Below are 25054 nucleotides of genomic sequence, written 5' to 3' on the forward strand. Positions count from 1 at the left end.
GAGCGATCGGTGGAACATCTGGCCTACCTGGACGCGGGGTCCGGCAGCCTGATCGTGCAGGCGGTCGTCGGCGGGGTGGCGGGCGCCGCGGTCGCCGCGAAACTCTACTGGCGACGGCTGGTCGACCGGTTCCGCCGGCAACCCACCGACCAGCGCTGAACGGGCCAGCCCCGACGATGGCGATCTCACCCACCGAGGTACGGCCCGAGCCGGCCTCCTTCCGCGACCCCGCCAACCGGGTCTTCCACGTCGGCGACGAGGTGCTGCGCGGGTTGGACCCCCAGGCCGCCGAGCACTGGCGGGCGCTGACTGGCAGCACGTTCTTCCCGGCGCTCGTCGCCGCGCGCAAGGTCTGTGCCACCGAGGACGCCCCGCCCACCCTGGTGCCCGCCGCGACCGGAACACCGTGGGCCGCCGTGCTGCGCCACGAGCGCATCCCGTTCGTCTCCCACCCGTACGAGTGGTCGTTCAGCATGCTGCGCGACGCCGCCCTGCTGCACCTGGAGATCCTGACCGCCGCGCTCGGCGAGGGATTCACCACCAAGGACGGCTCGGCGTACAACCTCCAGTGGCGCGGCGCCCAACCGGTCTTCATCGACATCGGCTCCTTCGAGCCGGTCCGCGACGGCGAACCGTGGGCCGGCTACCGGCAGTTCTGCCAGACAGTGCTCTACCCGCTGATGCTCACCGCCCACCTGGGCGTCGACTTCCAACCGTGGCTGCGCGCCCGGGTCGACGGCATCGAGGCCGACGAGCTGCGGCCACTGTTCAACGGGGCCCGCCGGCTGCGCCCCGGCGTGCTGACCCACCTGCACCTGCACGGGGCCATGCAGCAGCGCAACGCCGCCGCCAGCACCACCGAGGTCCGCGACCAACTGCGGGCCGCCGGCTTCTCCCGGGACCTGCTGCTCGCCACCGTCCGCGGCATCGAGAAGCTGGTCCGCAAGCTGGACCGCCGCCCGCCCGAGAGCCACTGGTCGGACTACCAACGCACCTGCGGCTACTCGGCCCGCGACCGGGTGGCGAAGGAACAGTTCGTGGCCACAGCTGTGGCCGCCGGCACCCGCCCCCGCCTGGTGCTCGACCTCGGCGCCAACGACGGCCGCTACTCCCGGCTGGCGGCCGGGCACGCCGACTACGTGGTCGCCGTCGAGCAGGACCCGACAGTCGTCGACGAGCTGTACCGACAGCTGCGCTCCGAGGGGCAGCGCCGCATCCTGCCGCTGGTGCTGGACCTGGCCGACCCGTCGCCCGGTGGAGGCTGGCGGGGCGTCGAGCGGGCCGGCTTCGCCGAGCGGGCGTCCGCCGACGTGGTGCTCGCCCTGGCCGTCGTGCACCACCTGGCGATCGGGCGCAACGTGCCGCTGCCGGAGGTCATCGACTGGCTGGCCGGGCTGACCGCGCCGGGCGGCGCTGTGGTGGTGGAGTTCGTCCACCCGGACGACCCGATGGCGACCCGGCTGCTGGCCAACAAGCCCGCCGGTCTCTTCCCGGAATATCGACGCGACACCTTCGAGACGTTGCTCGCCGCCCGAGGACGGATCACCGACCGGCTGGAACTGCCCTCGGGCACCCGCACGCTCTACCGGACGGTGATGGGTGGCTGAACCGGCCTCCGTCGACCCGTCGGCCGCTCACCACCGGCCGCCCCCGACCCCCGGACGGTGGGACCGGGGTTGGCGAGGTGAGCTGGGCCGGCTGCTGGAGATCGTCGCGCTGGTCGGCCTCGTGGTCACCCAGCCGCTGCTGGACGTGCTCGGTCGCAGCCCCGACTTCTTCCTCTTCCATCGCGCCGACCCGGCCCAGATCCTGCTGCTGCTCGCTCTGGTGACGGTGCTCCCCACGGCCGCGGTGGCGCTGCTCGGCGCGCTCAGTCGACTGGCCGGCCGGACCGCCCGCGCCCTCACCCACACCGCGCTGGTCGGGCTGCTGGTCGCCGCCCTCGCCGTGCAGGTGGGCCGACACGTCACGCCGCTTCGGGGCGTACCCCTGCTGCTGGTGGCCCTGGTGGCCGGAGCCGCCGGCGCGGCCGCGCACCGGCGGTGGCGGGCGCCGGGCCGGGCGCTGCGACTGGCCGCCGCCGGCCCGGTGGCCTTCGTGGCGCTCTTCCTGCTCGCCTCACCGACCTCGGCGGTGGTCCTGCCGCGCGGCGACGGCGGCGCGGCCGGCACCGCGCAGGGCTCGGCCGTGCACCCGCCGGTGGTCATGCTGATCCTCGACGAGCTGCCGCTGGTCAGCCTGCTCGGCCCGGACGGGAAGATCGACGCCGGGCGGTACCCGCACTTCGCCGAGCTGGCCGGCGGCTCCACCTGGTACCGCAACTCCACCGGCGTCAGCGGGTGGACGCCCAACGCGCTGCCGGCGATGCTCACCGGCCGCTACCCGGCCAAGCCGGTCGCCCCGCACTACTCGCAGTACCCGGACAACATCTTCACCGCCTTCGGCGGTCTGTACGACATCCGCGCCGAGGAGAGCATCACCCGGCTCTGCCCACCCAGCCGCTGCGAGCAGCCGGTCACCCCGGAGCAGGGGCTCGGCGTGCTGGTCCGGGAGACCGGCAAGCTGCTCGGCCGGGTCGCCGGGCCGACGGAGAGCGCTGTCGACCCGGAAGACTCCTACCGCGAGCAGACCCGCGCCGAGGCCGGCCTGGACGCCGCCGAACCGGTGCCGGCCGACCCGAAGTTCCGCTGGGACAGCCTGGACGACAACCAACCGGCCCGGTTCACCAGCTTCCTGGCCGGGCTGAAGCCGACCACCCGGCCAACCCTGCACTTCCTGCACCTGCTGATGCCGCACTCACCGTGGGCGTACCTGCCGTCCGGGGCGCGCTACGACGCCCCCGAGGACCTGCCCAACGACGGCGCAGGGTGGGTCGACCTGGCCCGGCAGCGGCACCTCGCCCAGCTCGGCTACACCGACCGGCTGATCGGCGAGACGCTGCGGACGCTGCGCGCCAACGGCCTCTACGACCAGGCCCTCGTCGTGGTGACCGCCGACCACGGGGTCAGCTTCCGCCCCGGCGCCCAGGGCCGGGGCATGGACGCCATCAAGGCCGCCGCCGGCGAGGTGGCCTGGGTGCCGACGTTCGTCAAGGAACCCCGGCAGCAGACCGGCCGGGTGGACGACCGCAACTGGGAACACGTCGATCTGCTGCCCACCGTGGCCGACGAGGCCGGCGTCCGGCTGCCCTGGCCTGTCGACGGGCGCTCCGCCCGGCAGGCCCCCCGCACCGACGGTACGAAGCACTTCTACGACCGCCCCGGCGAACCGGTCACCTTCGGAGGTGGCGTGCCCGCCCCGCCACCCCTGCCGGCACCCCACCCCCTGGTCGGCACCGAGGTCCGCGCCGGCCCCGCCGCCGGCAGCGCCCGGGTCGCCGACCTGGCCGCGTTCACCGCCACGGACCCGGACACCGGCACCCTTCCGGCGCTGGTCTGGGGAGACGTCCCGGACCGGATCCCGGACGGCACACTGCTCGCCGTCGCCGTCAACGGCCGCATCGGAGCCGTCGTCCCGGTGGTGCCGGCCGACCCCGGCGGACGCCGGTTCGCCGCGCTGCTCGCCGACGACAAGCTGTTCCACGCCGGCACCAACCAGCTCGACGTCTTCCAGGTCGCGACGGACGGTACGCTGCGACGCCTCACCCTCTCCTGACCTGGCTTCCGGGTCCGGTCCGGTCCGGTCCCGTCTGGCGGGATGCCGGGTTTCCCGGCCGTCCGGTCGGGAATCGGGTGACGCATACCTCACCGCCGAACCACGGCGGGCGTTGTCCCCCAAGCCGCAATTACGGTAGAAGCGAAGGCAATTCAACGTAGATCTGCCGGCGAAGCGAGGAACCACATGACGGAAGTCAAGCTCGATCACCCCGGTGGGCAGCTGTCGATGCCGGTGCATCCTGCGGTCGAGGGCCCCGCCGGTATCGGGGTGAGCAAGCTGCTGAAGGAAACCGGGATGACCACGTACGACCCCGGTTTCGTCAACACCGCCGCTGCCTCATCCGCGATCACCTACATCGACGGCGACGCGGGCATCCTGCGTTACCGGGGGTACCCGATCGAGCAGCTGGCCGAGAAGTCCTCCTTCCTGGAGGTCTCCTACCTGCTCATCTACGGTGAGCTGCCGACCGAGCAGCAGCTGACCGAGTTCACCGAGTGGATTCGGCGGCACTCGCTGCTGCACGAGGAGATGCGCCGCTTCTTCGACGGCTTCCCCCGGGACGCCCACCCGATGGCGGTGCTCTCGTCCGCGGTGAGCGCCCTGTCCACCTTCTACCAGGACAGCCTGGACCCGTTCGACTCCGAGCACGTGGAGATCTCCACGGTCCGGCTGATGGCGAAGGTCCCCACCATCGCCTCGTACGCGTACAAGAAGTCCATCGGTCAGCCGCTGCTGTACCCGGACAACTCGCTCGGGTACGTGGACAACCTGCTGCGGATGACGTTCGGCGTGCCGGCGGAGCCGTACGAGGTCGACCCGGTCATGTCGAAGGTGCTGGACATGCTCTTCGTCCTGCACGCCGACCACGAGCAGAACTGCTCCACGTCGACGGTCCGCCTGGTCGGCTCCAGCAACGCCAACCTGTTCGCCTCGGTCTCGGCCGGCGTGAACGCGCTGTTCGGCCCGCTGCACGGCGGCGCCAACCAGGCGGTGCTGGAGATGCTCCAGCAGATCCACGCCGGCGACGGCGACGTCCGGTCCTTCGTCCGCAAGGTCAAGGACAAGCAGGACGGCGTCAAGCTGATGGGCTTCGGCCACCGGGTCTACAAGAACTACGACCCGCGGGCGGCGATCGTCAAGAAGGCCGCGCAGGACGTGCTGGGCCGGATGGCCAAGCCGGACCCGCTGCTGGACATCGCCATGGAGCTGGAGGAGATCGCCCTCGCCGACGACTTCTTCGTCTCCCGTCGGCTCTACCCGAACGTGGACTTCTACACCGGCCTGATCTACAAGGCCATGGGTTTCCCGACCAAGATGTTCACTGTGCTCTTCGCGCTCGGCCGGCTCCCCGGCTGGATCGCCCAGTGGCGCGAGATGATCAACGACCCGGAGACCAAGATCGGCCGTCCGCGGCAGGTCTACGTCGGCTCCGCCGAGCGGGACTACGTCCCCTTCGGCGAGCGCTGACCCGCTCCTCGCTGCACCAGCAGGCCGTCGACCCCTCCGGGTCGGCGGCCTGCCGCGTTCCCGCGCTGCCCCGCCCCGCCCCGTCCCGTCCCGCCACGCCCCGCCCCGCCCCGCCACGCCACGCCATGATCGACTCGGGTTCCTTGAAGGCGCGGGGTCCGTCGTGCAGGGACCCCCCGACTTTCAGGAAGCCGAGTCGATCAACCGAAAGTCGGGGCATCCCCAGCACCGGGACACCCCGACTTCAAGAAAACCGAGTCGATCAACCCCGCCCCAGTCCGGGGTCAGGCCCGAGTCCGGGGTCAGGCCCGAGTCCGGGGTCAGGCCCGAGTCCGGGGCCAGGCCCGAGTCCCGGCCGAGCCGGATTCGGGCCTGGACGACGAGGTCAGCGCAGGCCGGCGGCGGCGAGCAGGTTGCCCTCGGGGAGCGCCGGGAGGGCGCGGCCCTGCGACATCCGCTGCTCGGCGCGCTCGGCGGTGAATGCGGCCTCGTGGTGGATGGCGGCCGCGTAGCTGGCGGCGGTGTGCTGGGCGATCGCGGCCCAGCCGTACTGGTCGTGGACCATCCGGCGGGCGCGGCGGGCCATGACGCGGGAACGGTCGGCATCCGACAGCAGCGCGTCCACGGCGTCGGTGAGGCTGTCCGGGTCGTGCGGGCGGAAGGTCATCCCGGTGACGCCCGGCTCGACGATCTCGCCGAGGCCACCGGTGGCGGCGACGGCCAGGGGAGCACCGGCCGCGGCGCCCTCCAGGGCGACCATGCCGAACGGCTCGTAGATGCTCGGCACGGCGAAGCAGTCGGACGCGGCCATCAGCGCCGGCAGGTCGGTGCCGCCCAGGAAGCCCGGCATGGTGACCATGCCGCCGAGGCCGCGGCGGTGGACCTCGGCCTCCAGCTCGGCGCGGTACGGGCCGTCACCGGCGATCACGGCACGCAGCCCGGGGTGCCGCTCGCGCAGCCGGGGCAGCGCGGCGATCAGGTGCTGCACGCCCTTTTCGTACACGAGACGGCCGGCGAAGGTGACCAGCGGGCCGTTCCCGGCGAAGCGGGCGCGGGCGGCGGCCACGGCACGCGCGGGCACCCGCCAGCGGTGCGGTTCCACGCCGTTGGCGACCACGTCGACCCGCCCGGCCGGTACGCCGAACAGCGCGTTCACCTCGTCGCGCATGTAACCGGAGCAGACGATCACCCGGTTGGACTCGCTGCTGAGCCACTGCTCGACGCCGTGGATGGTGCGGTTCATCTCCTCCGGCAGCCAGCCCTGGTGCCGACCGGCCTCGGTGGCGTGGATCGTGCTGACCAGCGGGATGTCCAGGTGGTCGCGCAACGTCATAGCCGTGTGGGCGACGAGCCAATCGTGGGCGTGGATGACGTCGTAGGAGCCGGCCTGGGTGGCGCGCAGGGCGGTGCGGGTGAGGGTGTGGTTGAAGGCCATGGTCCAGGCCAGCAGTGAGCCGGTGGCGAGGGGGAAGGTGACCGGGTCTTCGGGGGCGCGCAGGATGCGTACGCCGTCGGCGTACTCCTCCAGGGGTGCGCCCTCGCTGTGGCGGGTGACGACGGTGACTTCGTGGCCGGCGGCGGCGAGGGCGACGGAGAGGGCGTGCACGTGTCGGCCGAGACCGCCGACGAGCACCGGCGGGTACTCCCAGGACAGCATGAGGATGCGGCGGGTCTGCGGGGGGACCCCGGGGCCGGACTGCGCCGGCACTGGCGTGCCGGGCTGCGCTGTGGGACCGGACTGCGCGGGGGGTCGGGAGGTCACTGTGGGCCGGTGGGCCCGGTCCTTGGTGGTGGCAGCGAACTGCTCGTCGACCCGCAGTGTCACATCAATCTCCGTCCATGCATGGGGGTACGCGCCGACATCAGTGGCGGCGGAGTGAGAGGTGTAAGGGGTGGCCGAAGGGCCTGGCGGGGCACGCGCGAACGCTTGTCCCCGGTCAAGGAAAGTCCATCGGACCCAAGAACGCACCTTGAAAAGGGTCATCGTGACGGAGGACACCCGATCGGTGTAGTGCGCATCAGACAGGTGGTTTCCGCTCACCGCCTGAAAGGATGGATTGGCGCGACCGGGCCGGGGGCACTACCTGCGTGCGCGCGGGCGATCTCGGCCGGTGCGCACATAACCATGGTCTAAGGAGCGACATGCAGGTCTGGCCGGGCGAGCGGTACCCCCTGGGCGCCACCTACGATGGGATGGGCACCAACTTCGCCATCTTCTCCGAGGTGGCCGAGCGGATCGAGCTGTGCCTCTTCGACGAGTGGGACACCGGCGCGGAGCGCCGCGTCGAGCTGCGCGAGGTGGACGCCTACGTGTGGCACGCGTACCTGCCGGGCATCGAGCCGGGCCAGCGCTACGGCTACCGGGTGCACGGCCCGTACGACCCGGCCAACGGGCTGCGGTGCAACCCGCACAAGCTGCTGATCGACCCGTACGCCAAGGCCATCGACGGTGACGTGCAGTGGGACCCGGCGGTCTACGACTACGACCTGGACGAGCCGGAGCGCATGTCGGAGACCGACTCGGCGCCGTTCATGCCGAAGTCGGTGGTGGTCAACCCGTACTTCGACTGGGGCAACGACAAGCCGCCGCGCACCCCTTACCACCACTCGGTGATCTACGAGGCGCACGTGCGCGGGCTGACAATGCGCCACCCGGACATCCCGGAGGAGCTGCGCGGCACGTACGCGGCCATCGCCTCCCCACCGATGATCGACTACCTGACCCGGCTCGGGGTGACGGCGATCGAACTGATGCCGGTGCACCAGTTCATCCACGACAACCGCCTCGTCGACCTGGGGTTGCGCAACTACTGGGGCTACAACACCATCGGCTTCTTCGCCCCGCACCACGGCTACTCCGCGCTGGGCCGCACCGGCCAGCAGGTGCAGGAGTTCCGGGGCATGGTCAAGGCGCTGCACGCGGCCGGCATCGAGGTCATCCTCGACGTCGTCTACAACCACACCGCCGAGGGCAACCACCTCGGCCCGACGCTGAGCTTCAAAGGCGTGGACGCCCCGAGCTACTACCGGCTCAGCGAGGAGGACCGCCGCTACTTCGTCGACTACACCGGCACCGGCAACAGCCTCAACGTGCGCAGCCCGCACTCGCTGCAACTGATCATGGATTCGCTGCGGTACTGGGTGACCGAGATGCACGTCGACGGCTTCCGGTTCGACCTGGCGGCCACCCTGGCCCGCGAGTTCTACGAGGTGGACCGGCTCTCCACGTTCTTCGAGGTGGTGCAGCAGGACCCGGTGGTCAGCCGGGTGAAGCTCATCGCCGAACCGTGGGACGTCGGCCCCGGCGGCTACCAGGTGGGCAACTTTCCGCCGCTGTGGACGGAGTGGAACGGCAAGTACCGCGACACGGTGCGGGACTTCTGGCGCGGTGAGCCGGCCACCCTCGCCGAGTTCGCGTCCCGGATCTCCGGCTCGGCCGACCTCTACCAGGACGACGGCCGCCGACCGTTCCACAGCATCAACTTCGTCACGGTGCACGACGGGTTCACCCTCAACGACCTGGTGTCCTACAACGACAAGCACAACGAGGCCAACGGCGAGGAAAATCGCGACGGCGAGAGCCACAACCGGTCGTGGAACTGCGGGGTCGAGGGCGACACCGACGACGAGGCGGTCCTCGCGCTGCGGGCCAAGCAGCGGCGTAACTTCCTGGCCACACTGATGCTGTCGCAGGGCGTGCCGATGATCGGCCACGGTGACGAGCTGGGCCGCACCCAGCACGGCAACAACAACGTCTACTGCCAGGACAGCGAGCTGGCCTGGGTCGACTGGGACAACGTCGACGAGCAGCTGCTGGAGTTCGTGCAGACGCTCACCGCGTTCCGCAAACGTCACCAGGTGTTCCGGCGTCGCCGCTTCTTCACCGGCCTGCCGGTGAACGGGCGCGGCATCGACGAGCCGCTGCCCGACCTGGCCTGGCACACCCCGGACGGGCGGGAGATGACCGGCGAGGACTGGGGCAACGACTTCGGCCGCTCGGTGGCGCTCTTCGTCAACGGCGAGGGCATCCGTGAACGCGGCCAGTACGGCCAGAAGCACCACGATGCGTCGTTCCTGCTCTGCTTCAACGCCCACGACGCGCCGCTGGACTTCACCATGCCCGGCAGCGAGTACGGCCAGAAGTGGGAACGGGTGATCAGCACCGCCGAACCCGAGCCGGGCGACGCCACGGTGATCAGCGCGGGCGGCACCATCCGGGTGCTGGACCGCTCCCTCGTCGTGCTGGAGAGGACGATCTGACATGCCGGCCACCCCTCCCAAGGCCACGTACCGGATCCAGGTCCGCCCCGGCTTCGACCTGGACGCCACCGCCGCGATCGTCGACTACCTGGACGACCTCGGCGTCAGCCACCTCTACAGCGCCCCGCTGCTGACCGCCACCCCCGGCTCCCAGCACGGCTACGACGTGGTCGACCACCGGGCCGTCAACCCGGAGCTGGGCGGGGAGGCCGCCCGGCAGCGGCTGCTGGCCGCGCTGCGCGACAAGCAGCTCGGCCTGGTCGTCGACATCGTGCCCAACCACGCCGGGGTCGCCGTCCCGGCCGCCAACCCCGCCTGGTGGGACGTGCTGCGCCGAGGGCGCGACTCGTCGTACGCCGACTGGTTCGACATCGACTGGGACCGGGGCCGGCTGCTGCTGCCGGTGCTGGCCGACGACCCGGCCGCTCTGGACGACCTCAAGGTGGTCGACGGGGAGCTGCGCTACCACGAGCACCGCTTCCCGCTCGCCGACGGCACCGGCGACGGCAACGCCCGCGAGGTGCACGACCGGCAGCACTACGAGCTGGTCTCCTGGCGGCGCGGTGACGCCGAGCTGACGTACCGCCGGTTCTTCGCCATCGCGGGCCTGGCGGGTCTGCGCGTGGAGGACCCGGCGGTCTTCGCCGCCACCCACGAGCTGATCCTGCGCTGGGCCGCCGCCGGGGAGGTCGACGGCATCCGCGTCGACCACCCGGACGGCCTGCGCGACCCGGCCGGCTACCTGGCCCGGTTGCGGGCCGCCGCACCCGACGCCTGGCTCGTGGTGGAGAAGATCCTGGAGTACGGCGAGGAACTGCCGGACTGGCCGGTGGACGGCACCACCGGCTACGACGCCATGGCCGCTGTCGGCGGACTTTTCGTCGACACCGACGCCGAGGGGGACTTCACCGCGCTGGACAACCGCCTCACCGGGCAGCACACCTCCTGGGAGGACCTGACCCACTCCACGAAGCTGGCCGCCGCCACCCAACTGCTCGCCGCCGAGCTGACCCGGCTGGCCGCCCTCGCCCCCGAGGTGCCCACCGAGCAGGCCCGCGCGGCGCTCGCCGAGCTGGCCACCGCGTTCGCCGTCTACCGGGGCTACCCACCGCACGGCGCCCGGCACCTCGCCGCCGCCCGCTCCGAGGCCGGCCGCCGCCGCCCCGACCTGGCCGGCGCCCTGGACGCTGTCACCCGCCGACTACGCAACCCCGACGACGAGCTGGGCATGCGGTTCCCGCAGCTCACCGGCGCGGTGATGGCCAAGGGCGTCGAGGACACCGCGTTCTACCGCTGGACCCGGTTCGTGGCGCTCAACGAGGTCGGCGACGACCCCTCCCACTTCGGGGTGCCGCCGGCGGAGTTCCACCGCTTCGCCGCGGCCCAACAGGTCCGCTGGCCGGCCAGCATGACCACCCTCTCCACCCACGACACCAAACGCGGCGAGGACGTCCGGGCCCGCCTCGCCGTGCTCAGCGAACTGCCGGGCCGCTGGGCCGAGCAGGTCAAGACCTGGATGGCGTACGCCCCGCTGCCCGACCCGGCCTTCGCCCACCTGCTCTGGCAGACCGCCGTCGGCGCCTGGCCGATCGAGCGGGAGCGGCTGCACGCGTACGTCGAGAAGGCCGCCCGGGAGGCCGGGGCCTCGACCAGTTGGGCGGACCCCGACGCGGCCTTCGAGCAGGCAGTGCACGCAGTGGTCGACCAGATGTACGACGACCCGAGCCTGCACGACGAGCTGAGCGAACTCGCCGCCGCCATCGCCCCGGCCGGCTGGTGCAACTCGCTCGGGCAGAAGCTGATCCAACTCACCATGCCCGGTGTGCCGGACACCTACCAGGGCACCGAGCTGTGGGACAACTCCCTCGTCGACCCGGACAACCGCCGCCCGGTCGACTTCGACGTACGCCGAGAGTTGCTGGCACGCATCGACGGCGGCTGGCGTCCCCCGGTCGAAACCGACGGAGCGGCGAAGCTGCTCGTCGTGTCGCGGACCCTGCGGTTGCGGCGGGCGCACCCGGAGCTGTTCACCACCTACCGGCCGGTGCCCGCGCACGGGCCGGTGGGCCGGCACGTGGTGGCCTTCGACCGGGGCGGCGCGATCGCCGTGGCGACCCGGCTGCCGCTGGGCCTGGCACGCGCCGGTGGGTGGTGTGACACAGCTCTGTCACTTCCCGTTCACGAGATGAAGGACCTGTTCACCGGCCGGGTCTACAGTGGCGGGGAGACCCCTCTGGACGACCTTCTGGCCGACTATCCCGTGGCTCTGCTGACTCCTTCCACCACTTCCGTGGAGGCTGCGTGATGACCGAATTCAGCGTGTGGGCGCCGGACGCCGAGCGGGTGCGGCTGCGCCTGGCCGGCGACACCGACCACGAGATGCGCGCCGCCGCCGACGGCTGGTGGCGGGTCGACGTGCCCGACGCCGGCCTCGACTACTCCTTTCTGCTGAACGACGACGAAACCCCACTGCCCGACCCCCGGTCACCGTGGCAACCTGCGGGAGTGCACGGGCCGAGCCGCCGCTACGACCACGCCGCCTTCGCGTGGTCCGACAGCGCGTGGACCGGCCGGCAACTGCCCGGCAGCATCCTCTACGAGCTGCACATCGGCACCTTCACTCCGGAAGGCACCTTCGACGCGGCCATCGACCGCCTCGACCACCTGGTGTCGCTGGGCGTCGACCTGATCGAGCTGCTCCCGGTCAACGCCTTCAACGGCGAACACAACTGGGGGTACGACGGCGTCTGCTGGTACGCCCCACACGAGCCCTACGGCGGCCCCGACGGCCTGAAACGGTTCGTCGACGCCGCCCACGCTCGCGGTCTGGGGGTGATCCTCGACGTTGTCTACAACCATTTCGGGCCCTCCGGGGCCTACGCGCCGCAGTTCGGGCCCTACCTCGCCGAGCAGAGCAACAGTTGGGGCCGCTCGATCAACCTGGACGGCCCGCACTCCGACGAGGTACGCCGCTACATCATCGACAGCGTGCTCATGTGGCTGCGCGACTACCACGTCGACGGGCTGCGTCTGGATGCTGTGCACGCGCTGCACGACTCGCGGGCCGTTCCCATCCTGGAAGAGCTGGCCGTCTCCGTCGAGTCGTTGTCGACGCACCTGGGGCGGCCGCTGTCGCTGATCGCCGAATCGGACCTCAACGACCCGCGGGTCATCACGCCGCGCGAGGCGGGTGGGTTCGGGCTGCACGCCCAGTGGAACGACGACGCGCACCACGCCCTGCACACGTTGCTGACGGGGGAGCGGCAGGGTTACTACGGGGACTTCGGGTCCCTGGAGACGTTGTCTGACGTGCTGACGGGCGGGTTCTTCCACGCCGGGACCTGGTCCAGCTTCCGGAACCGGCACCATGGGCGGCCTGTTGATCCTCGGGTGCCTGGGCATCGGTTCGTGGCCTACCTGCAGAACCATGACCAGATTGGGAACCGAGCTACCGGGGATCGGATCTCGGCTTCGCTGTCGCCTTCGCTGCTCCGCGTTGGGGCTACGTTGCTGTTGACGGCGCCGTTCACTCCCATGCTGTTCATGGGGGAGGAGTGGGCTGCCTCTACGCCCTGGCAGTTCTTCACCTCGCATCCGGAGCCGGAGTTGGCCTCAGCGGTGCGCACCGGGCGGCGGCGGGAGTTCGCCTCGCACGGGTGGCCTGAAGGGGACGTGCCCGACCCGCAGGACCCGGAGACGTTCGTGCGGTCGCGGTTGGACTGGGCGGAGCTGGACAAGCCTGAGCATGCTTCGATGTTGGCGTTTTACCAGCGGTTGATCGCTCTGCGACGGTCTCTTCCTGACCTCTCTGATCCTCGGCTGAACGCTGTTTCTGTGCAGCACGGGGACCAGTTTCTGGTGATGCGGCGGGGAGACACGCTGGTCGTGGCGAACCTGGCTGGGCGGGGGCAGGGAGTGTCGCTGCCTGGGGTGGCGCGGCGGGTGCTGCTGGCTACGGGGGAGGGGGTCACCGTGATGCGGGACCGGATCCAGTTGCCGGCGGAGACTGCGGCGATCGTGGCGCTCTGAGTGGGTGCGCCTTGGCCCGCTGCGGGGGAGTTGACGAGGGTGAACGCCGCCGCTCACGCCGGTCCATGCGTGATTCCCGATAGTTAGAGTTCAGGATCGACCGTGACCGCGGTTGTTGACAGCCTGCGGCATCTCGCAACCGCTATCGCAACAACGCCAGCCCTCCGAGGACTGGCGCGGAACACAATCACTCCGTTTGGACTTGCGGTAGCGGCTTGTGGGCGTCCTCGTCACCACTCCTCAGCGCTGCCGGGTCCTTCGACCCGTCTCTAAATTTGCAGACGGCGCGGTGTGGGTCAATGCGAAGGCCATTGGGCTGGGTTGGCCGGTCGTGGGCTAAGGGCGGAGTAGTCCTATGCCGCTACTGCCGGAGCACGTGGTAATGGGGGTTGCGTCCAAACAGTACTCTGGTGCGGAATCAAGTTGGCGCAGGATCGCGGCTGCCGAGGAGGATCGTTAAAATATGGAAGAACGATTGGTGCAAGTTTACAGATTCCTAGTCAAATATTGGAATGCCATCGTGGCTGGAACCGCGACTGTTGGTGTCATGGTGTTCACCTTTGCCCCGCCACTTCAGCGGTATGTCACATTCTTCTACTTGCTCGGGGCTAACGCTATAGTTTGGACCTTGATCGAGATCAAGGCCAGTATCCAGCCGAAAGTTCAGGATCGAAAGCTATTCTACAATATGCACTTGGCTCGACCCGGAATCGTGAGGGATATCGAGGCGGCTCTTGCTAAGACCGATCAAGGTGAGCCCTTAAAAGTCGCACTTCTTGCCGGCCGGATGCGCTCGATGTCAGATATCGTCCGTCAAGTCTATGAGGATCTCCGGATGGGCCGCGTCGAGGGCCACATCGACATCGCCATGTATTGCATGCATCCCGATTACGTCGCGAAACAGGTGCTGCCGGGGGGTGTGGATCCTGTCGCTCAAGAGCGAAGAAATAACGCCGCCTCGAATTCGGTCCGAAGCTTGACCACCGAAATGGCTGCGCTGACTGGCGTACTGAAGGGAAACTGTTCTCTGACCGTAACGGTAACATACTATACTGAAGACCCATACGTTTACGCATATGTCATTGGCGATAAGGTCGTCTATTGGGGGGCATTCACGTGGTCGTCTGAGCACTCCGACTTCCTCGGCCCTGAAAGCCCATGCTACCGCCTCTCTAAGACTGACCCGTGGTTCCCATCGATTCGAACCTGGATCGTATCGCGAATCGGGCTGTACGATGCTAAACGCATATCGGCCGAGACGTAACCAAGCTCGCCATGGAATGTCTGATTGATAGATATCACGGACCGTTGAAGAGTCCAGCTGGTGAAACCATTTGTGCCCGCGCCGCAGGCTGGATACGGGAGAGGGGTGGGTTCGAGATTGCAGGCTGCAAGTTCTCCGGACCTAGTCGGGCTGGCGTCGCTCCGCGCTGTCCTTGATATTTCCCCTGGTACTGAATTTGAGCATTTCCCAGTAGTGAGAACCAGAATATCTGCCCGAAGTGAGAGCCCTCGTAGACCCTGGTCGGGCGCTGAACAGTTATCTCCAGTGTAATCTGTCCGCAGAACCCGACATCAATTAAACCTGCTGTCACGTGGTTGGTTATGAATTTTCGGCCTATGGAACTGCGCCCCGTTACCAAAGACGCGTAAACGGAGGAACCGAAAACTTCTACCGTATGGCCCAGATAGCATTCGCCAGGTAGTAGTACGAGTCCTTCTGGCTCGATCGTCATCTCTTCAAACTCATCCTCTACTCGTAGATCGATCTCAGGTGAGACCAGCCGAGAGATGCTAGCGCCCAATCGGTAATTGTAAGAATTTGGGTTTATTGCGGCCGGATCGAACGGAGAAACGTAAATCTCGTGATCTTCGATCGCTGCGGCGATCGCGGTGCCGGAAAGCCATCCGCCAATGAAGCTTTCATTTAGCAACGTCCAACCCCAGTTCTTTGAGTAGATGACGGATCTCGGTCACCAAATCTCCAACGCCGCCCCTGTTTGAAATTACATACCGACACATGGATCTAGGAATGACTGCGTCGTGGGCGTGGTCGGTGACTTCAGCAGGTGTCGCGTCCATGCGTCGACGGCCATGGTCTCCCTCGATCCAGACGTAGGTGAATCCAAGTGTGTCCAGAGTGGGCTTTGAGCCGAGGCGGCAGTCATCATTAACGACTAGAGGAAAGCCTGAGCAACGGTCGACAGTCTCCTTGAAGATCCTGCTCAGGAATTGCGGCTCCCGCATGAAGAGTAGATCGCGGATGCTCTGTAGAAGAACGCCATCCTGCGTCCCGGTCACCGATGGTGACGGGCGCGCGAGGAGCCGGTATAGGAACTCCTCGACATCATGTAGTGGTTGTGCCACGGAGACAACTACGGCGCCTGGAGTCATCTTCTGCATAAGCCAAGCGGTGGTGGTCTTACCCGAACCGGTCGGCGCGACCAAGGCTAAGCGGACGATTGCATTTGACATGTCGACCATGCCTCCCATCTATGGATGGACATAGCTTAGCTCTTCATCGCAGATCGGAAAATGGTCGGACTTACCGGGTTCCATCTCGGCATCGGCGCTGGTAATCTTGCTGTCGTGCTGGGTGCCGATGCGGGCGAGCTTGGCCGTCGGCATCGCGTCACGTACGACGGCCTAGCTGACGAGTATGAGGTCAAGTCGGCGTATCACGTTGAAAACACCAGAACCCAGGTTGAGCGCGTTTCTTCGTTTGTTGCTGGAGAACGGCGCGTGCTGGACGTGGGTTGTGCGGTGGGTCTTGCGATGTCAATTATGACTGAACTGTGCCTGATCCCTACAGGGGTGGACATATCGGCACAAATGGCCTCGTATGCTCGCCGACGTAATCCAGGCCGAACAGTACTCATCGGCGACTTCCTCACGGCGAACTTCTCAAGCAAATTTGATGCCGTGTACGCCCAGTCGTTCATACACTTATTCCCAAAGCAAACGGCCATCCTTGCTATCGAACGAATGTGGCATTTGCTTGAAGATGGTGGCGTTCTATTCATATCGACCACGGTTGAGAGTAGCTCTAGTGAAGGATGGCTGGCGAAGAATGACTATGGTGGCCAGCCAGTCCGCTATCGTAAGTCTTGGCAGCGTGGCGAGTTCGTGGATGTTCTGTCGCGTGGCCGCTTCCGAATACTTCGCACTTGGGATCTGGTTGACCCATTTGGAAAGAATTGGATGATATACATTGCCCGCAAGGCTCCATCATAATCCACGAAAGTTCAAGCCAGTGAACGGGAGCGTGTAGAGGTCGGGGCTGGGGTTGGGAACGTTATTGCGTTGGCGGTAGCAGCGCTTGGAAATAAACGCCACCTTCGTCAATGCCGATAGGATTTCTAGGTCCGGCTCGGCGATGCCTTGAAGCGCACAGCGTGTTGGCGGAAATGGTCGTGGACGCGGACAGTATCGCGCCGGCCGAGGTTCGGTGTCGGCCTCTGGCGCGTACCGTGATCGCCGATGTTGCCCGCACGCAGCCGGCGCCGGCCGGCGTGGCGCGACTGGCGACGCTGGCCTCGGCACCAGCCTCGGGCCCAAGTGCCCGACGAGTTCCCTTTGGGATTACCGGGCGTCGCGCCGACGACGTGCGCGCTCGAACTCGGCGACGCCCGACATCCAGGGACCGTGCTGTTCGAGTGCGGCGCAGCCGCCGCGGACGAAGGCGCTCACCAGGTGCCGGTACCCGCCCATCCCGTCGACCAGGCTGTACTCGACCTGGTACTGCGGATCCGACCCGGCTTCCCCGTGTCGCACGGTCGTGATCCGGGCGATGGAGTCAGCGTAGAAGTGCAGCTGAATCCCCTCGCCCATCTCCTCGTCCTCGATGGTGAACACTTCGTTGTCCCCGGCAGAGCGATCGGCGACGAACTCCCAGAACTCGGCGGAGGCGGTGCGAGGACCGCCCCGTACCCACTTCTTCTCGCCGCCCTTGTCATCGGTGAACGACAGGACCGTCTTACCGTGGTCGCCGGCGGTCTCCTCGTCGTCCTCCACCGGTGTCCGCTGGGAGCGGTCCGCGGCCTCCGAGCACATCAGGAAGCTCACCGTCCGCACCGCGTCATCGACGAGTTCGGGGTACGCGCGGCGCACTGCCGCGTCGACCGTCGCCGCCATCCGATCCCAGTCGCGCTTGTCGGTGGCCCGTTTTCCCCGCCGCGGATCGAGGCCGATCCGCATCCCGGCGCACGCCTGCTCCGCGGTGGCGATCACGCGCATGACCTGGGGCAGCAGTGCGGGGTCGACGGCATCGGGGCTCCGCCGTGGAACCGTCGCGCCGTGCAGATACTGGCCCGTGTACCTCAGAATCTCAGTGTCGAGTGGCCCGAGGACTACTCCGCGCTCGCCGCGACGGCGGTTCGCGTGATACTCCTGGGCACGTTTCGCGTTCGACAGCTCCGTCGCCGTGCGCATCGCCTCGCAGACCTGGCCGCGCTCCAGCAGCTCGATGTCGGCGCCGTGGGCGACGAGACGACTCCTGTCCCACCGGATGCGCCGAAAGAGCGCGTCAACATCCGAGGGCGGGGAGAGCAGGATCGGGTCCAGGAGCGCGACGGCAGCGTCCTCGTCGAGCTGGCCCCGGGTTCCGGCGGCGTCGCACAGCGGAAGGACCGCACTCCACAGCAGCAAGTGTCTGGCCAGGTCCTCCCGGATCACCGCGAGGTGGGCTTCCCCGATCGGGAACGTGAACGTTCGAGGGTCGTGGTTGGCGTCGGCCCCGGCGGCGAGCATCAGCTTCAGCTCGCCGTCCTCGTGGATCACCTTCGGGATCCAGCCGTCGCCGCTGCGCGTGAAAACGATGTCTGTCATCTGTTCACAAACACCGTGCACATTCGACAGCAAGGCGTGGGTCGGTGCGCACCCAGACTTCGCCCCCGGCGGCCTCGGCCGGGGCGTCGACTCGTTCGAGACCGAGGAATTCGATCAACTGGAGCAGCTCGGCTCGTTCGGCTCGGTCCTCGTCGACATCATGCGAGTCGAAGAAGACGTAGTACTTGTCGCTCGGGTCGACGATGCCCGAATCCGCCCAGATCCGGGCGACTTCTTCGATTGCCGCTGCTTCCGTCGTGAACGTGGCGGCGCGAGCGGCACCCCGGGTCTCCGGTGACGCGTCGAGGTCGGCGAGGTCGGGGAACCACTGGCCGAAGTGGTCGAGACCGGCGTATCCGTTCTCGAAGAACAGCATCGCGCTCGGAAGGTAGCGGTTGCCCCTGTCGACCTGGAGGTGTTCCGACCGAGGTTGGTCAGCATCCTCGATTCGGGAGATCACACCTCGACCGGGCCTGAGTACCAAACTCTGCTTCGCCGCGTCGTCAGTGATGGTGTACGTGTCAGACTCTCGACCCCGGAAGAACGCAGAGAACGCGACGTAGGCCTCCTGGGGGTCACCCACCGAGACGTGTTGGTCGTTGCCATCACCGGCAGCGAAGACGAACAGCTTCGGTCCGGGACTGTAGGGGCGGGCCATGTGCGTCCTTCGTTCACGTGTGAAAGTTCCGCCAGCGTAGAGGATCGAGCCGACACGCCCGCGGCATCGGGCCGCGGTCGGGTTTCCGGGAACGTGAGATTCGGGCATGTACCTGGGCACTGCTGGAGGGGAGATACGGCAATGCTGGTAACTGGTTATCTCGGCGCGGTGCTCATCGGTGCCCTCGTCGGCCTGCTCGGCCGGCTCATCCTGCCGGGGCGGCAACGGATCGGCTTCTTCGCCACGTTCGTCATCGGCGTCGGCTCGGCCGTGCTGGGCACAGTGGTCGCCCGGGCGCTCGACATCGACGACGGAGCCGGCGTCAAGGTGTGGGTGCTGCGCTGGGACTGGGTCGTGCTCGCGATCCAGGTCGGCGTCGCGATCATCGCCGTGGCGCTGGCGAACATGCTCACCTTCACCCGGCTTGCCGGCGGCGACGACAAGCCCCGTCGGCGGGCCCGTCGCAGCCAGGCCAAGGGCTGACGGAATGGCGCCTACTCGCAGAAGACCCGGACTGTGGCATCGGGTGAATCCACCTCCACGGTGACCTCGTCGAGGTGCTCCACGAGCGCCTCCAACTGCTCGGGCTTGAGCTGCGTCAGGTCGATCGGCACACCCGAGTCGCTGAGTGAGGCGTTGGCCTTGACCAGGGCCTGTGGCGGGATCAGCGCCGCCAGCCGTACACCGGCCCGCAGCAGTTGTAGTGGCACCCGCACGTTGACCCGCGACCGCTCGCCGAGGTCGGTGGCGTCCACCAGCACCCGCAGGTACTTCACCTTGCCCTTCGGCCGGGCGTCGTGACTCGCCGTCGTCGGTGCCTGGTCCCGTTCGAGTGCGGCGATCAGCTGCTCCGCCTCCTCCGCGGTGATCTTGCCGGCGACCAGCAGGTCGAGGATGTCCTTGCGTTGTTCGGTCATTCGAACCTCTCCTTATCGGATAGCCACGAGCACGGCTGTGCGGCAGTGCTCGATGTCGAAGCGGGCGCCGGGTAGCGCGGAGATGACACGCCAAGCGGCGCCGAGTGCCCGCGCCACACCGATGCGGAACACGACGCAGGCCACGATCGCCGCCAGCACGACCAGGACCACGACCGGGAGGAGCACGAGCGCCACGGGGAGCACCGGAACCCAGACGCGGACGGGCCGGCGGTCCGGGCGGTTGACCTTCACGGTCACCAACTGCGGCATCACGCCTGGCCGTCCAGCTCGGCCAGCGCCTGCTGTGCGGTGATCTCACCGCGGCGCAACCGGTCGATGACGTCGGCTCGCGAGGGCGCCGGGTCGGTCTCGACGAAGTCGAGCATCTGCGTGATCCGGTTGAGTCGTGACTTGATCGTCGGGTAGCTCACGCCGAAGATGCGTTCCATCTCCTTGATCGAACCGTGGCAGCGCACGAAGGCCGTGACGAAGACCTGATCGTCGACGTTGAGCTGAGCCAGTTGCGGTGGCTCGAACTGGCCCTCGATCGCGACGCCGTTGCTCGCCAGGCGCACCCGCTCGACGACGAACGGCTGCCCCCGGGTCAGGCTGGTCAGCTCCTGCCAGTCCATCGCCTGCTCTGTCATACCTGAAGTTGTATCTTAAGAATCCCCAACTACCAAGATGTTGACCTTAACTTTCTTAAGTAGCGCTCGGTTGGGAGAAGCAGGAGTCGATCTGGCCGCCGGCCGGGGATCGCGAAACCGCGGCGGGACCCGAAGAGGTCCCGCCGCGGTCGAAGGGTGTTGCCTGGCGGGCGGGAGCGGGCAAACCCGACCCTCGCCCACGGCAAGCGGATCAGCACATCCTGATGTACCAGACCGGCGAGAAGTCCACGAGGACTTCACCGACGCCCTGATCGCCTACACCATTGTGGAAGCGGCCTCGCACGACGAGGCGGTTCAGATCTTCTCCGGGCACCCGCACCTGGGGCTGTTCGCCGGGAACTCGATCGCCGTCCTGGAGTGTCCGCCGCCGCCCAGCTGACACGCGCGCCGTTCAGGTCGTTGCTGTCCGGTCGAGGAGGAACCGCGTCGTGGCGTCGATGACGTCGTCGAAGTGCCCGCCGGTGCCGGGGTAGTGGAATCCGTGCTCGGCGTGCGCGTACTCCAGGAGCGTGCACTCGTTGCCGGCGCGGACCATCGCGTCCCGGAACTGCCGCACCGAGCCGATCGGCTCGACCTCGTCGCGGGTGCCGTGGTGGATCTGCGTCGGCGGACTGCCCGGCCGCACGAACTCGATCAACGAGTACTCGGTCAGTCTGTCAGCGGCGATGCCGACCTCCTGTGCGAGGCGGCGCTGCGCGTCCGGCTCGAAGGAGCCCAGATTCAGCCCCGCGGGGTTGAGGGCCACCAGGGCCGCGACGCCGAACTCCGTGCTGGACGGGGTCATCGCGGCCAGCATCGCGAGATGAGCGCCCGCTGAGCTGCCACCGGCGGCCAGGTGCGGCGCGTCGAGCCCGCGCGACGCTGCGAGCCGGCCGAACTGCTCGACAGCGCGCCGAACATCAATGAGGCAGTCGTCGATGCTGGCGGCGCCACGACCGAGCAGCCGGTAGCCGGCCGACATCGCAAGGATTTCCCGCGACGCCAGTGATCGGCAGTGCGGGGCGAACCCGTTGGGCGATCCCTCCCGCAGGGCGCCGCCATGGAACAGGATGATGCCAGCGCGTGGCGGCGTGCCCTCGGCCGGCTCGAAGACCAGCAGGGGCAGCTCGCTGCCGTCGGCGGCGCGGTAGGACGTCGAGAACTCCCGACCGGCCCTCGTCATGGCGGCATCCGACCATTGACGGTGTACGTCTGCAAGTTGCGGTGTCGTCCTGCCGTGAGTGCGGGGCGGTATGGCCACAGCGGACGCCGTTGGTCAGCGGGGGCGGCCCTGGCGGGGGACGGCTAGGCTGCCGGAGTACGCCGAGAGTCGGTCGTTTCACTGGGCTCACTCCTACGTGTGCTCGAAGTTGTCGTCGGCCAAACCACTGGGATGGCGGGCGCGTCGAACAGGCTCGTCAGGTGGTCAAGGAGTTGTCGTTCGAGCCTTACGCCGGGCGAGTGCGTCGCGGATGGCGAGAACGACGAGCGAGAGCGGCACGAACACCCAGAGCTGCAGCATTGTGTACCGGCGCAGCTCCCGATCGATGTCGACGCCTGCCAGTTCGGCTTCGAGGGCACCGGGTCGCATCAGCGCGAGCGCGTACAGGGACAGCGGCGTGTAGTTGAGACCTGCGCCGGTCAGCCACAGGCCGATCGCTCGGGTGCTGAGGCCGCTCGACGACGTCAGCAGCCAGATGCCCCACGTCACCATGAGAACCACGCCGACGAGGAACTCGGCCAGGATGATCCTCCGTCGACGCGTGGTTCCTCGGCTGCCGTACATGTCGATGGCCGCCAGGCGACGAACGTTCATCAGAACGATGGTGCCACCAGGGGACAACCCCGGGGTGGCGGCGGCACCGGCAGCACGACCCGATGATCCACTCGCGTTCACGGAGGTCGGGGTGTCCCGGCTCCACGGACACCCCGACTTCACGAAAACCGAGGCGATCTTCGCCGCCGCCGGGAAGACGGAACGGGGGCCACCGTCGCGGTTGGCATCGGCCGGGCACGCCCCTGCGCCTAAGCGGCCAGGATGGCCTTGAGCGCCGTGTCGAGTGCCTGGTCCGCTGGGACGGGTACGTCGGGAACCACTCCGACGCCTTCCCAGTTGGTGCCGGTGACGCTGTTGATGGTCCGGGCGGTCGGCACTGTCACGAGGATGTGTTCGGTGACCGGGTGGCGGGCTGTCGGGTGCGCGCCGCCGCGCGTCGTCTCACCGACGACGACGGCCCGGCCGTGCGCCTGAAGGGTGTACGCCACGTCCTCGCCGCCGGAGAACGTCGCCGCGCTGGTGAGCACGTAGACCGGGCGGTCCGCGTAGCGCGGCGCGGGCAGGTGCGCGGTCGTCCAGAACTGGCGGGTGGCACCGGTGGACCGCTCGTAGAAGTCGTTGAGGTGCACCTGGTCGTCGTCGAAGAAGTAGCTGCACCACATCGCGGCTCCCTCCGGTGTTCCGCCGAAGCAGGCGCGCAGGTCCAGCACGAGCGCGGAGCTGAGGGCGACCAGGTGCATGGCCGCCCCGATCGCCGCGGCGCCTTCGTCTGCGTACGCGATGCGCCGCACGTCGATGAGCCCGACGTTGCCGTTCAGGTGCTCGACCCGGCGGATTCCCTGGTTTTCCGCCCTGAGCAGCGCGAGGAACGCGGCGCGCCCGCCGTCTTCGTCGGCTGGATCCAGCGACTGCGGCTGGTCCGACCACAGCAGCCGCAAGTGTTTGTCCGGGCACACCTGCTGAAGGTGGACGGTCACCGTCTCGCAGAGCGCCGGCCCGTCCAGGTCGTCGTACTCGCCTGCCGCGAGACGGCGCCGGATCGCGGCGTCGATGTCAGTGACCTTCTCCGGGAAGACGTACCCGGCCTCGATCCGGTCCAGGGCCTGTCCGATGATCTGTTCGTTTGAGAGCACGGCGGGCGACGATAGACCGCAAACAGCCTCATGACCACCGAGTTTCCAGACGGGGATCAGGAGCGCGGCAGCATGCCCACGAGCGACGTGATGATGGCGACCCGCAGGGCTGTCCGTAGGTCGACGTGGTGGACCGCGAGCGCCGGCTCGGACTCGTAGACGGCGAGCAGGCTCGGCGGCGGCGAGGTGTAGGCGGACAGCGCGCCACCCAGGATCAGGGCGTTCAGGCAGAACAGCTCGGCGTTGTCGCCGGGGACGCCCCGGCCTTCACCAGATCCGCGTCGATGTCGTGCCGGGCGGGACCGCGGGGGACCTGGACAGGTCCCGCCGCGGCTCAACGACGTTGCTTAGTCCAGGCCCCAGGTGAACGCCTGGTTGTTCGAGGTCGTGTAGCAGGTGAACTGCATCATGTCGGCGCCGTTCTGCGTGGAGTTGCCCTCCACCGCCATGCACTTGCCGGTGCCACGGTTCTTCAGCTGGTAGTAGTCGGCGAACCCGGAGGTGAAGAGCTTGATCGGCAGCCACTGGTCGTTGAGGCGGGCGTCGCCGCACCCCTGCGTGACGATCTTCGCCCGCTCGGTGGTCACCGCGCCGCGGACGGCCATGCACTTTCCGCCGTTGCGGTAGGAGATCTGGTAGTAGCCCGAGCTGGTCGTGGTGAAGTTCCAGTTGCGGAGCGGTCCCCTGTCGCAGAGATGCTGATCGACCACGGTCCCGCTCGCCGACGCGTACGCCTCGGGGTGGATGCAGTAGTCGTTCGTGAATGGCTGGATCACCCACGGGCCGGTGGTGGCTGCCGCCGCCGGGCTGCCGGTGCCGACCAGCGTCGCCGCGATCATGGCGAGCGCCGCCACCAGGCCGGTGATCGTTCTGCGCTTCATGAGGAGCCTTTCCTTTGTCCAATATGGAGGCTGGGTAAGGCTAACGATCATGCTCGATGCGCGCCACCGTGGGCGGCGGGTGGGCGATCCGCTCGCGTCCACGGAAATCGGGGTGTCCCAGGAGCGCGAACACCCCGACTCCACGAAACTTGAGTCGATCTCTGCCCCGGGGCGTTGCTTACGACGGGGAGAACCAGGTGAAGGCTTGGTTGTTCGACGTCGTGTAGCAGGTGAACTGCATCATGTCGGCGCCGCTCTGCACCGAGTTGCCCTCCACTGCCATGCACTTGCCGGTGTTGCGGTTCTTCAACTGGTAGTAGTCGGAACCACCGGAGCCGAAGAGTTTGATTGGCAGCCACTGGTCGTTGAGGCGGGCGTCGCCGCACACCTGCGTAGCGATCTTCGCCCGCTCGGTGGTCACCGCGCCGCGGACGGCCATGCACCGTCCGCCGTTGCGGTAGGAGATGTGGTAGTAGCCCGAACTGGTCGTGGTGAAGATCCAGTTACGGCTCAGTCCGCCCTCGCAGAGGCGCTGTTCGACCACGACGTTGAGCGCCGACGAGTAGCCCGCCGGGTGGAGGCAGTAGAGGTTCGTGAAGGGCTGGACAATCCACGGGCCGGAGGAGGCCGCCGCCGCTGGACTGCCGGTGCCGATCAGCGTCGCCGCGATCATGGCGAACATCGCCACCAGGCTGGTCATCGTTCTGCGCTTCATGAGGGGCCTTTCCTTTGTCCAATATGGAGGCTGGGTAAGGCTAACGATCATGTTCGATGCCCGCCACTCGGGGCAGACCGAGATGC

24 protein-coding genes are annotated in these 25054 nt (G+C 67.9%); 10 read left to right on the forward strand and 14 right to left on the reverse strand.

The genetic code is table 11. The features are described from left to right. Positions 1-9: 9 nt before the first annotated feature. The 4 genes from NIE79_RS14310 (at position 10) to NIE79_RS14325 (ending at position 5124) form a co-directional block, all read left to right on the forward strand. Complete coding sequence (locus NIE79_RS14310) at positions 10-159, forward strand: hypothetical protein (RefSeq protein ID WP_165947858.1); 150 nt, start codon at positions 10-12, stop codon at positions 157-159. Between the two features lie 17 nt (positions 160-176). Then, the gene (locus NIE79_RS14315) at positions 177-1607 is read left to right on the forward strand and encodes a class I SAM-dependent methyltransferase (RefSeq protein WP_238679029.1); all 1431 of its coding nucleotides are present in this window, start codon (positions 177-179) and stop codon (positions 1605-1607) included. Next, positions 1600-3654, forward strand: coding sequence for a sulfatase-like hydrolase/transferase (locus NIE79_RS14320; RefSeq protein ID WP_238679030.1), 2055 nt, complete (start codon positions 1600-1602; stop codon positions 3652-3654). The genes NIE79_RS14315 and NIE79_RS14320 overlap by 8 nt, the downstream gene beginning before the upstream one ends. 186 nt (positions 3655-3840) lie before the next feature. Next, the gene (locus NIE79_RS14325; RefSeq protein WP_112698363.1) at positions 3841-5124 is read left to right on the forward strand and encodes a citrate synthase; all 1284 of its coding nucleotides are present in this window, start codon (positions 3841-3843) and stop codon (positions 5122-5124) included. 385 nt (positions 5125-5509) lie between these two features. On the opposite strand, the gene NIE79_RS14330 is transcribed toward NIE79_RS14325, so the two are convergent. Next, complete coding sequence (locus tag NIE79_RS14330; protein WP_238679139.1) at positions 5510-6781, reverse strand: glycosyltransferase family 4 protein; 1272 nt, start codon at positions 6779-6781, stop codon at positions 5510-5512. Between the two features lie 485 nt (positions 6782-7266). Between NIE79_RS14330 and glgX the strand changes: the two genes are divergently transcribed. From glgX to NIE79_RS14350, 4 genes are all read left to right on the forward strand, one after another. Next, positions 7267-9384, forward strand: a complete 2118-nt coding sequence (gene glgX, locus NIE79_RS14335; RefSeq protein ID WP_238679031.1) for a glycogen debranching protein GlgX — start codon at positions 7267-7269, stop codon at positions 9382-9384. A 1-nt stretch (position 9385) separates the two neighbouring features. Continuing rightward, positions 9386-11689 (forward strand): malto-oligosyltrehalose synthase, encoded by a 2304-nt coding sequence (treY, locus tag NIE79_RS14340; RefSeq protein WP_238679032.1) that lies wholly within the window; start codon positions 9386-9388, stop codon positions 11687-11689. After that, a complete protein-coding gene (gene treZ, locus NIE79_RS14345) occupies positions 11689-13413 on the forward strand; it encodes a malto-oligosyltrehalose trehalohydrolase (RefSeq protein ID WP_238679033.1) in 1725 nt (574 codons plus the stop codon). The genes treY and treZ overlap by 1 nt, the downstream gene beginning before the upstream one ends. 628 nt (positions 13414-14041) lie before the next feature. Then, positions 14042-14677 (forward strand): hypothetical protein, encoded by a 636-nt coding sequence (locus NIE79_RS14350; protein WP_238679034.1) that lies wholly within the window; start codon positions 14042-14044, stop codon positions 14675-14677. Between the two features lie 34 nt (positions 14678-14711). On the opposite strand, the gene dcd is transcribed toward NIE79_RS14350, so the two are convergent. Then, on the reverse strand, positions 14712-15347 hold the full coding sequence (gene dcd / locus NIE79_RS14355; protein WP_238679035.1) for a dCTP deaminase: 636 nt from the start codon (positions 15345-15347) through the stop codon (positions 14712-14714). Then, positions 15337-15897 carry an ATP-binding protein gene (locus tag NIE79_RS14360; protein WP_238679036.1) on the reverse strand — a complete coding sequence of 187 codons (561 nt, stop codon included), beginning with the start codon at positions 15895-15897 and terminating at the stop codon, positions 15337-15339. Before NIE79_RS14360 ends, dcd begins: the two co-directional genes overlap by 11 nt. Positions 15898-15948: 51 nt before the next feature. Between NIE79_RS14360 and NIE79_RS14365 the strand changes: the two genes are divergently transcribed. Continuing rightward, positions 15949-16647 (forward strand): class I SAM-dependent methyltransferase, encoded by a 699-nt coding sequence (locus NIE79_RS14365; protein WP_238679037.1) that lies wholly within the window; start codon positions 15949-15951, stop codon positions 16645-16647. A gap of 348 nt (positions 16648-16995) precedes the next feature. On the opposite strand, the gene NIE79_RS14370 is transcribed toward NIE79_RS14365, so the two are convergent. Together NIE79_RS14370 and NIE79_RS14375 are read right to left on the reverse strand one after the other, a co-directional pair. Beyond that, positions 16996-18240, reverse strand: a complete 1245-nt coding sequence (locus NIE79_RS14370; RefSeq protein WP_238679038.1) for a DUF6357 family protein — start codon at positions 18238-18240, stop codon at positions 16996-16998. 4 nt (positions 18241-18244) lie between these two features. After that, the gene (locus NIE79_RS14375; protein ID WP_238679039.1) at positions 18245-19018 is read right to left on the reverse strand and encodes a hypothetical protein; all 774 of its coding nucleotides are present in this window, start codon (positions 19016-19018) and stop codon (positions 18245-18247) included. A 21-nt stretch (positions 19019-19039) separates the two neighbouring features. On the opposite strand from NIE79_RS14375, the gene NIE79_RS14380 reads away from it, so the two are divergent. Beyond that, positions 19040-19381, forward strand: coding sequence for a GlsB/YeaQ/YmgE family stress response membrane protein (locus NIE79_RS14380; protein ID WP_238679040.1), 342 nt, complete (start codon positions 19040-19042; stop codon positions 19379-19381). An 11-nt stretch (positions 19382-19392) separates the two neighbouring features. On the opposite strand, the gene NIE79_RS14385 is transcribed toward NIE79_RS14380, so the two are convergent. From NIE79_RS14385 to NIE79_RS14425, 9 genes are all read right to left on the reverse strand, one after another. Continuing rightward, complete coding sequence (locus tag NIE79_RS14385; RefSeq protein WP_238679041.1) at positions 19393-19815, reverse strand: SHOCT-like domain-containing protein; 423 nt, start codon at positions 19813-19815, stop codon at positions 19393-19395. 12 nt (positions 19816-19827) lie between these two features. Beyond that, positions 19828-20085, reverse strand: a complete 258-nt coding sequence (locus NIE79_RS14390; RefSeq protein WP_238679042.1) for a hypothetical protein — start codon at positions 20083-20085, stop codon at positions 19828-19830. Continuing rightward, positions 20085-20462, reverse strand: a complete 378-nt coding sequence (locus NIE79_RS14395) for a DUF2089 domain-containing protein (RefSeq protein WP_238679043.1) — start codon at positions 20460-20462, stop codon at positions 20085-20087. The genes NIE79_RS14390 and NIE79_RS14395 overlap by 1 nt, the downstream gene beginning before the upstream one ends. 412 nt (positions 20463-20874) lie before the next feature. Then, positions 20875-21645: an alpha/beta hydrolase gene (locus NIE79_RS14400; protein ID WP_238679044.1), complete on the reverse strand. Its 771-nt coding sequence runs from the start codon at positions 21643-21645 to the stop codon at positions 20875-20877. A 243-nt stretch (positions 21646-21888) separates the two neighbouring features. After that, positions 21889-22278, reverse strand: a complete 390-nt coding sequence (locus NIE79_RS14405) for a hypothetical protein (RefSeq protein WP_238679045.1) — start codon at positions 22276-22278, stop codon at positions 21889-21891. Between the two features lie 209 nt (positions 22279-22487). Then, entirely contained in the window at positions 22488-23372 is an 885-nt protein-coding gene (locus NIE79_RS14410; RefSeq protein ID WP_238679046.1) for a S41 family peptidase, read from the reverse strand. 56 nt (positions 23373-23428) lie between these two features. Beyond that, positions 23429-23710 (reverse strand): hypothetical protein, encoded by a 282-nt coding sequence (locus NIE79_RS14415; protein WP_238679047.1) that lies wholly within the window; start codon positions 23708-23710, stop codon positions 23429-23431. A 9-nt stretch (positions 23711-23719) separates the two neighbouring features. Beyond that, positions 23720-24253, reverse strand: a complete 534-nt coding sequence (locus NIE79_RS14420; protein ID WP_238679048.1) for an RICIN domain-containing protein — start codon at positions 24251-24253, stop codon at positions 23720-23722. 178 nt (positions 24254-24431) lie between these two features. Then, a complete protein-coding gene (locus tag NIE79_RS14425; RefSeq protein ID WP_238679049.1) occupies positions 24432-24968 on the reverse strand; it encodes an RICIN domain-containing protein in 537 nt (178 codons plus the stop codon). Positions 24969-25054 lie beyond the last annotated feature (86 nt).

Origin of the sequence: Micromonospora trifolii (assembly GCF_022229005.1) — a bacterium.
Classification (GTDB): Bacteria; Actinomycetota; Actinomycetes; order Mycobacteriales; family Micromonosporaceae; genus Micromonospora; species Micromonospora trifolii.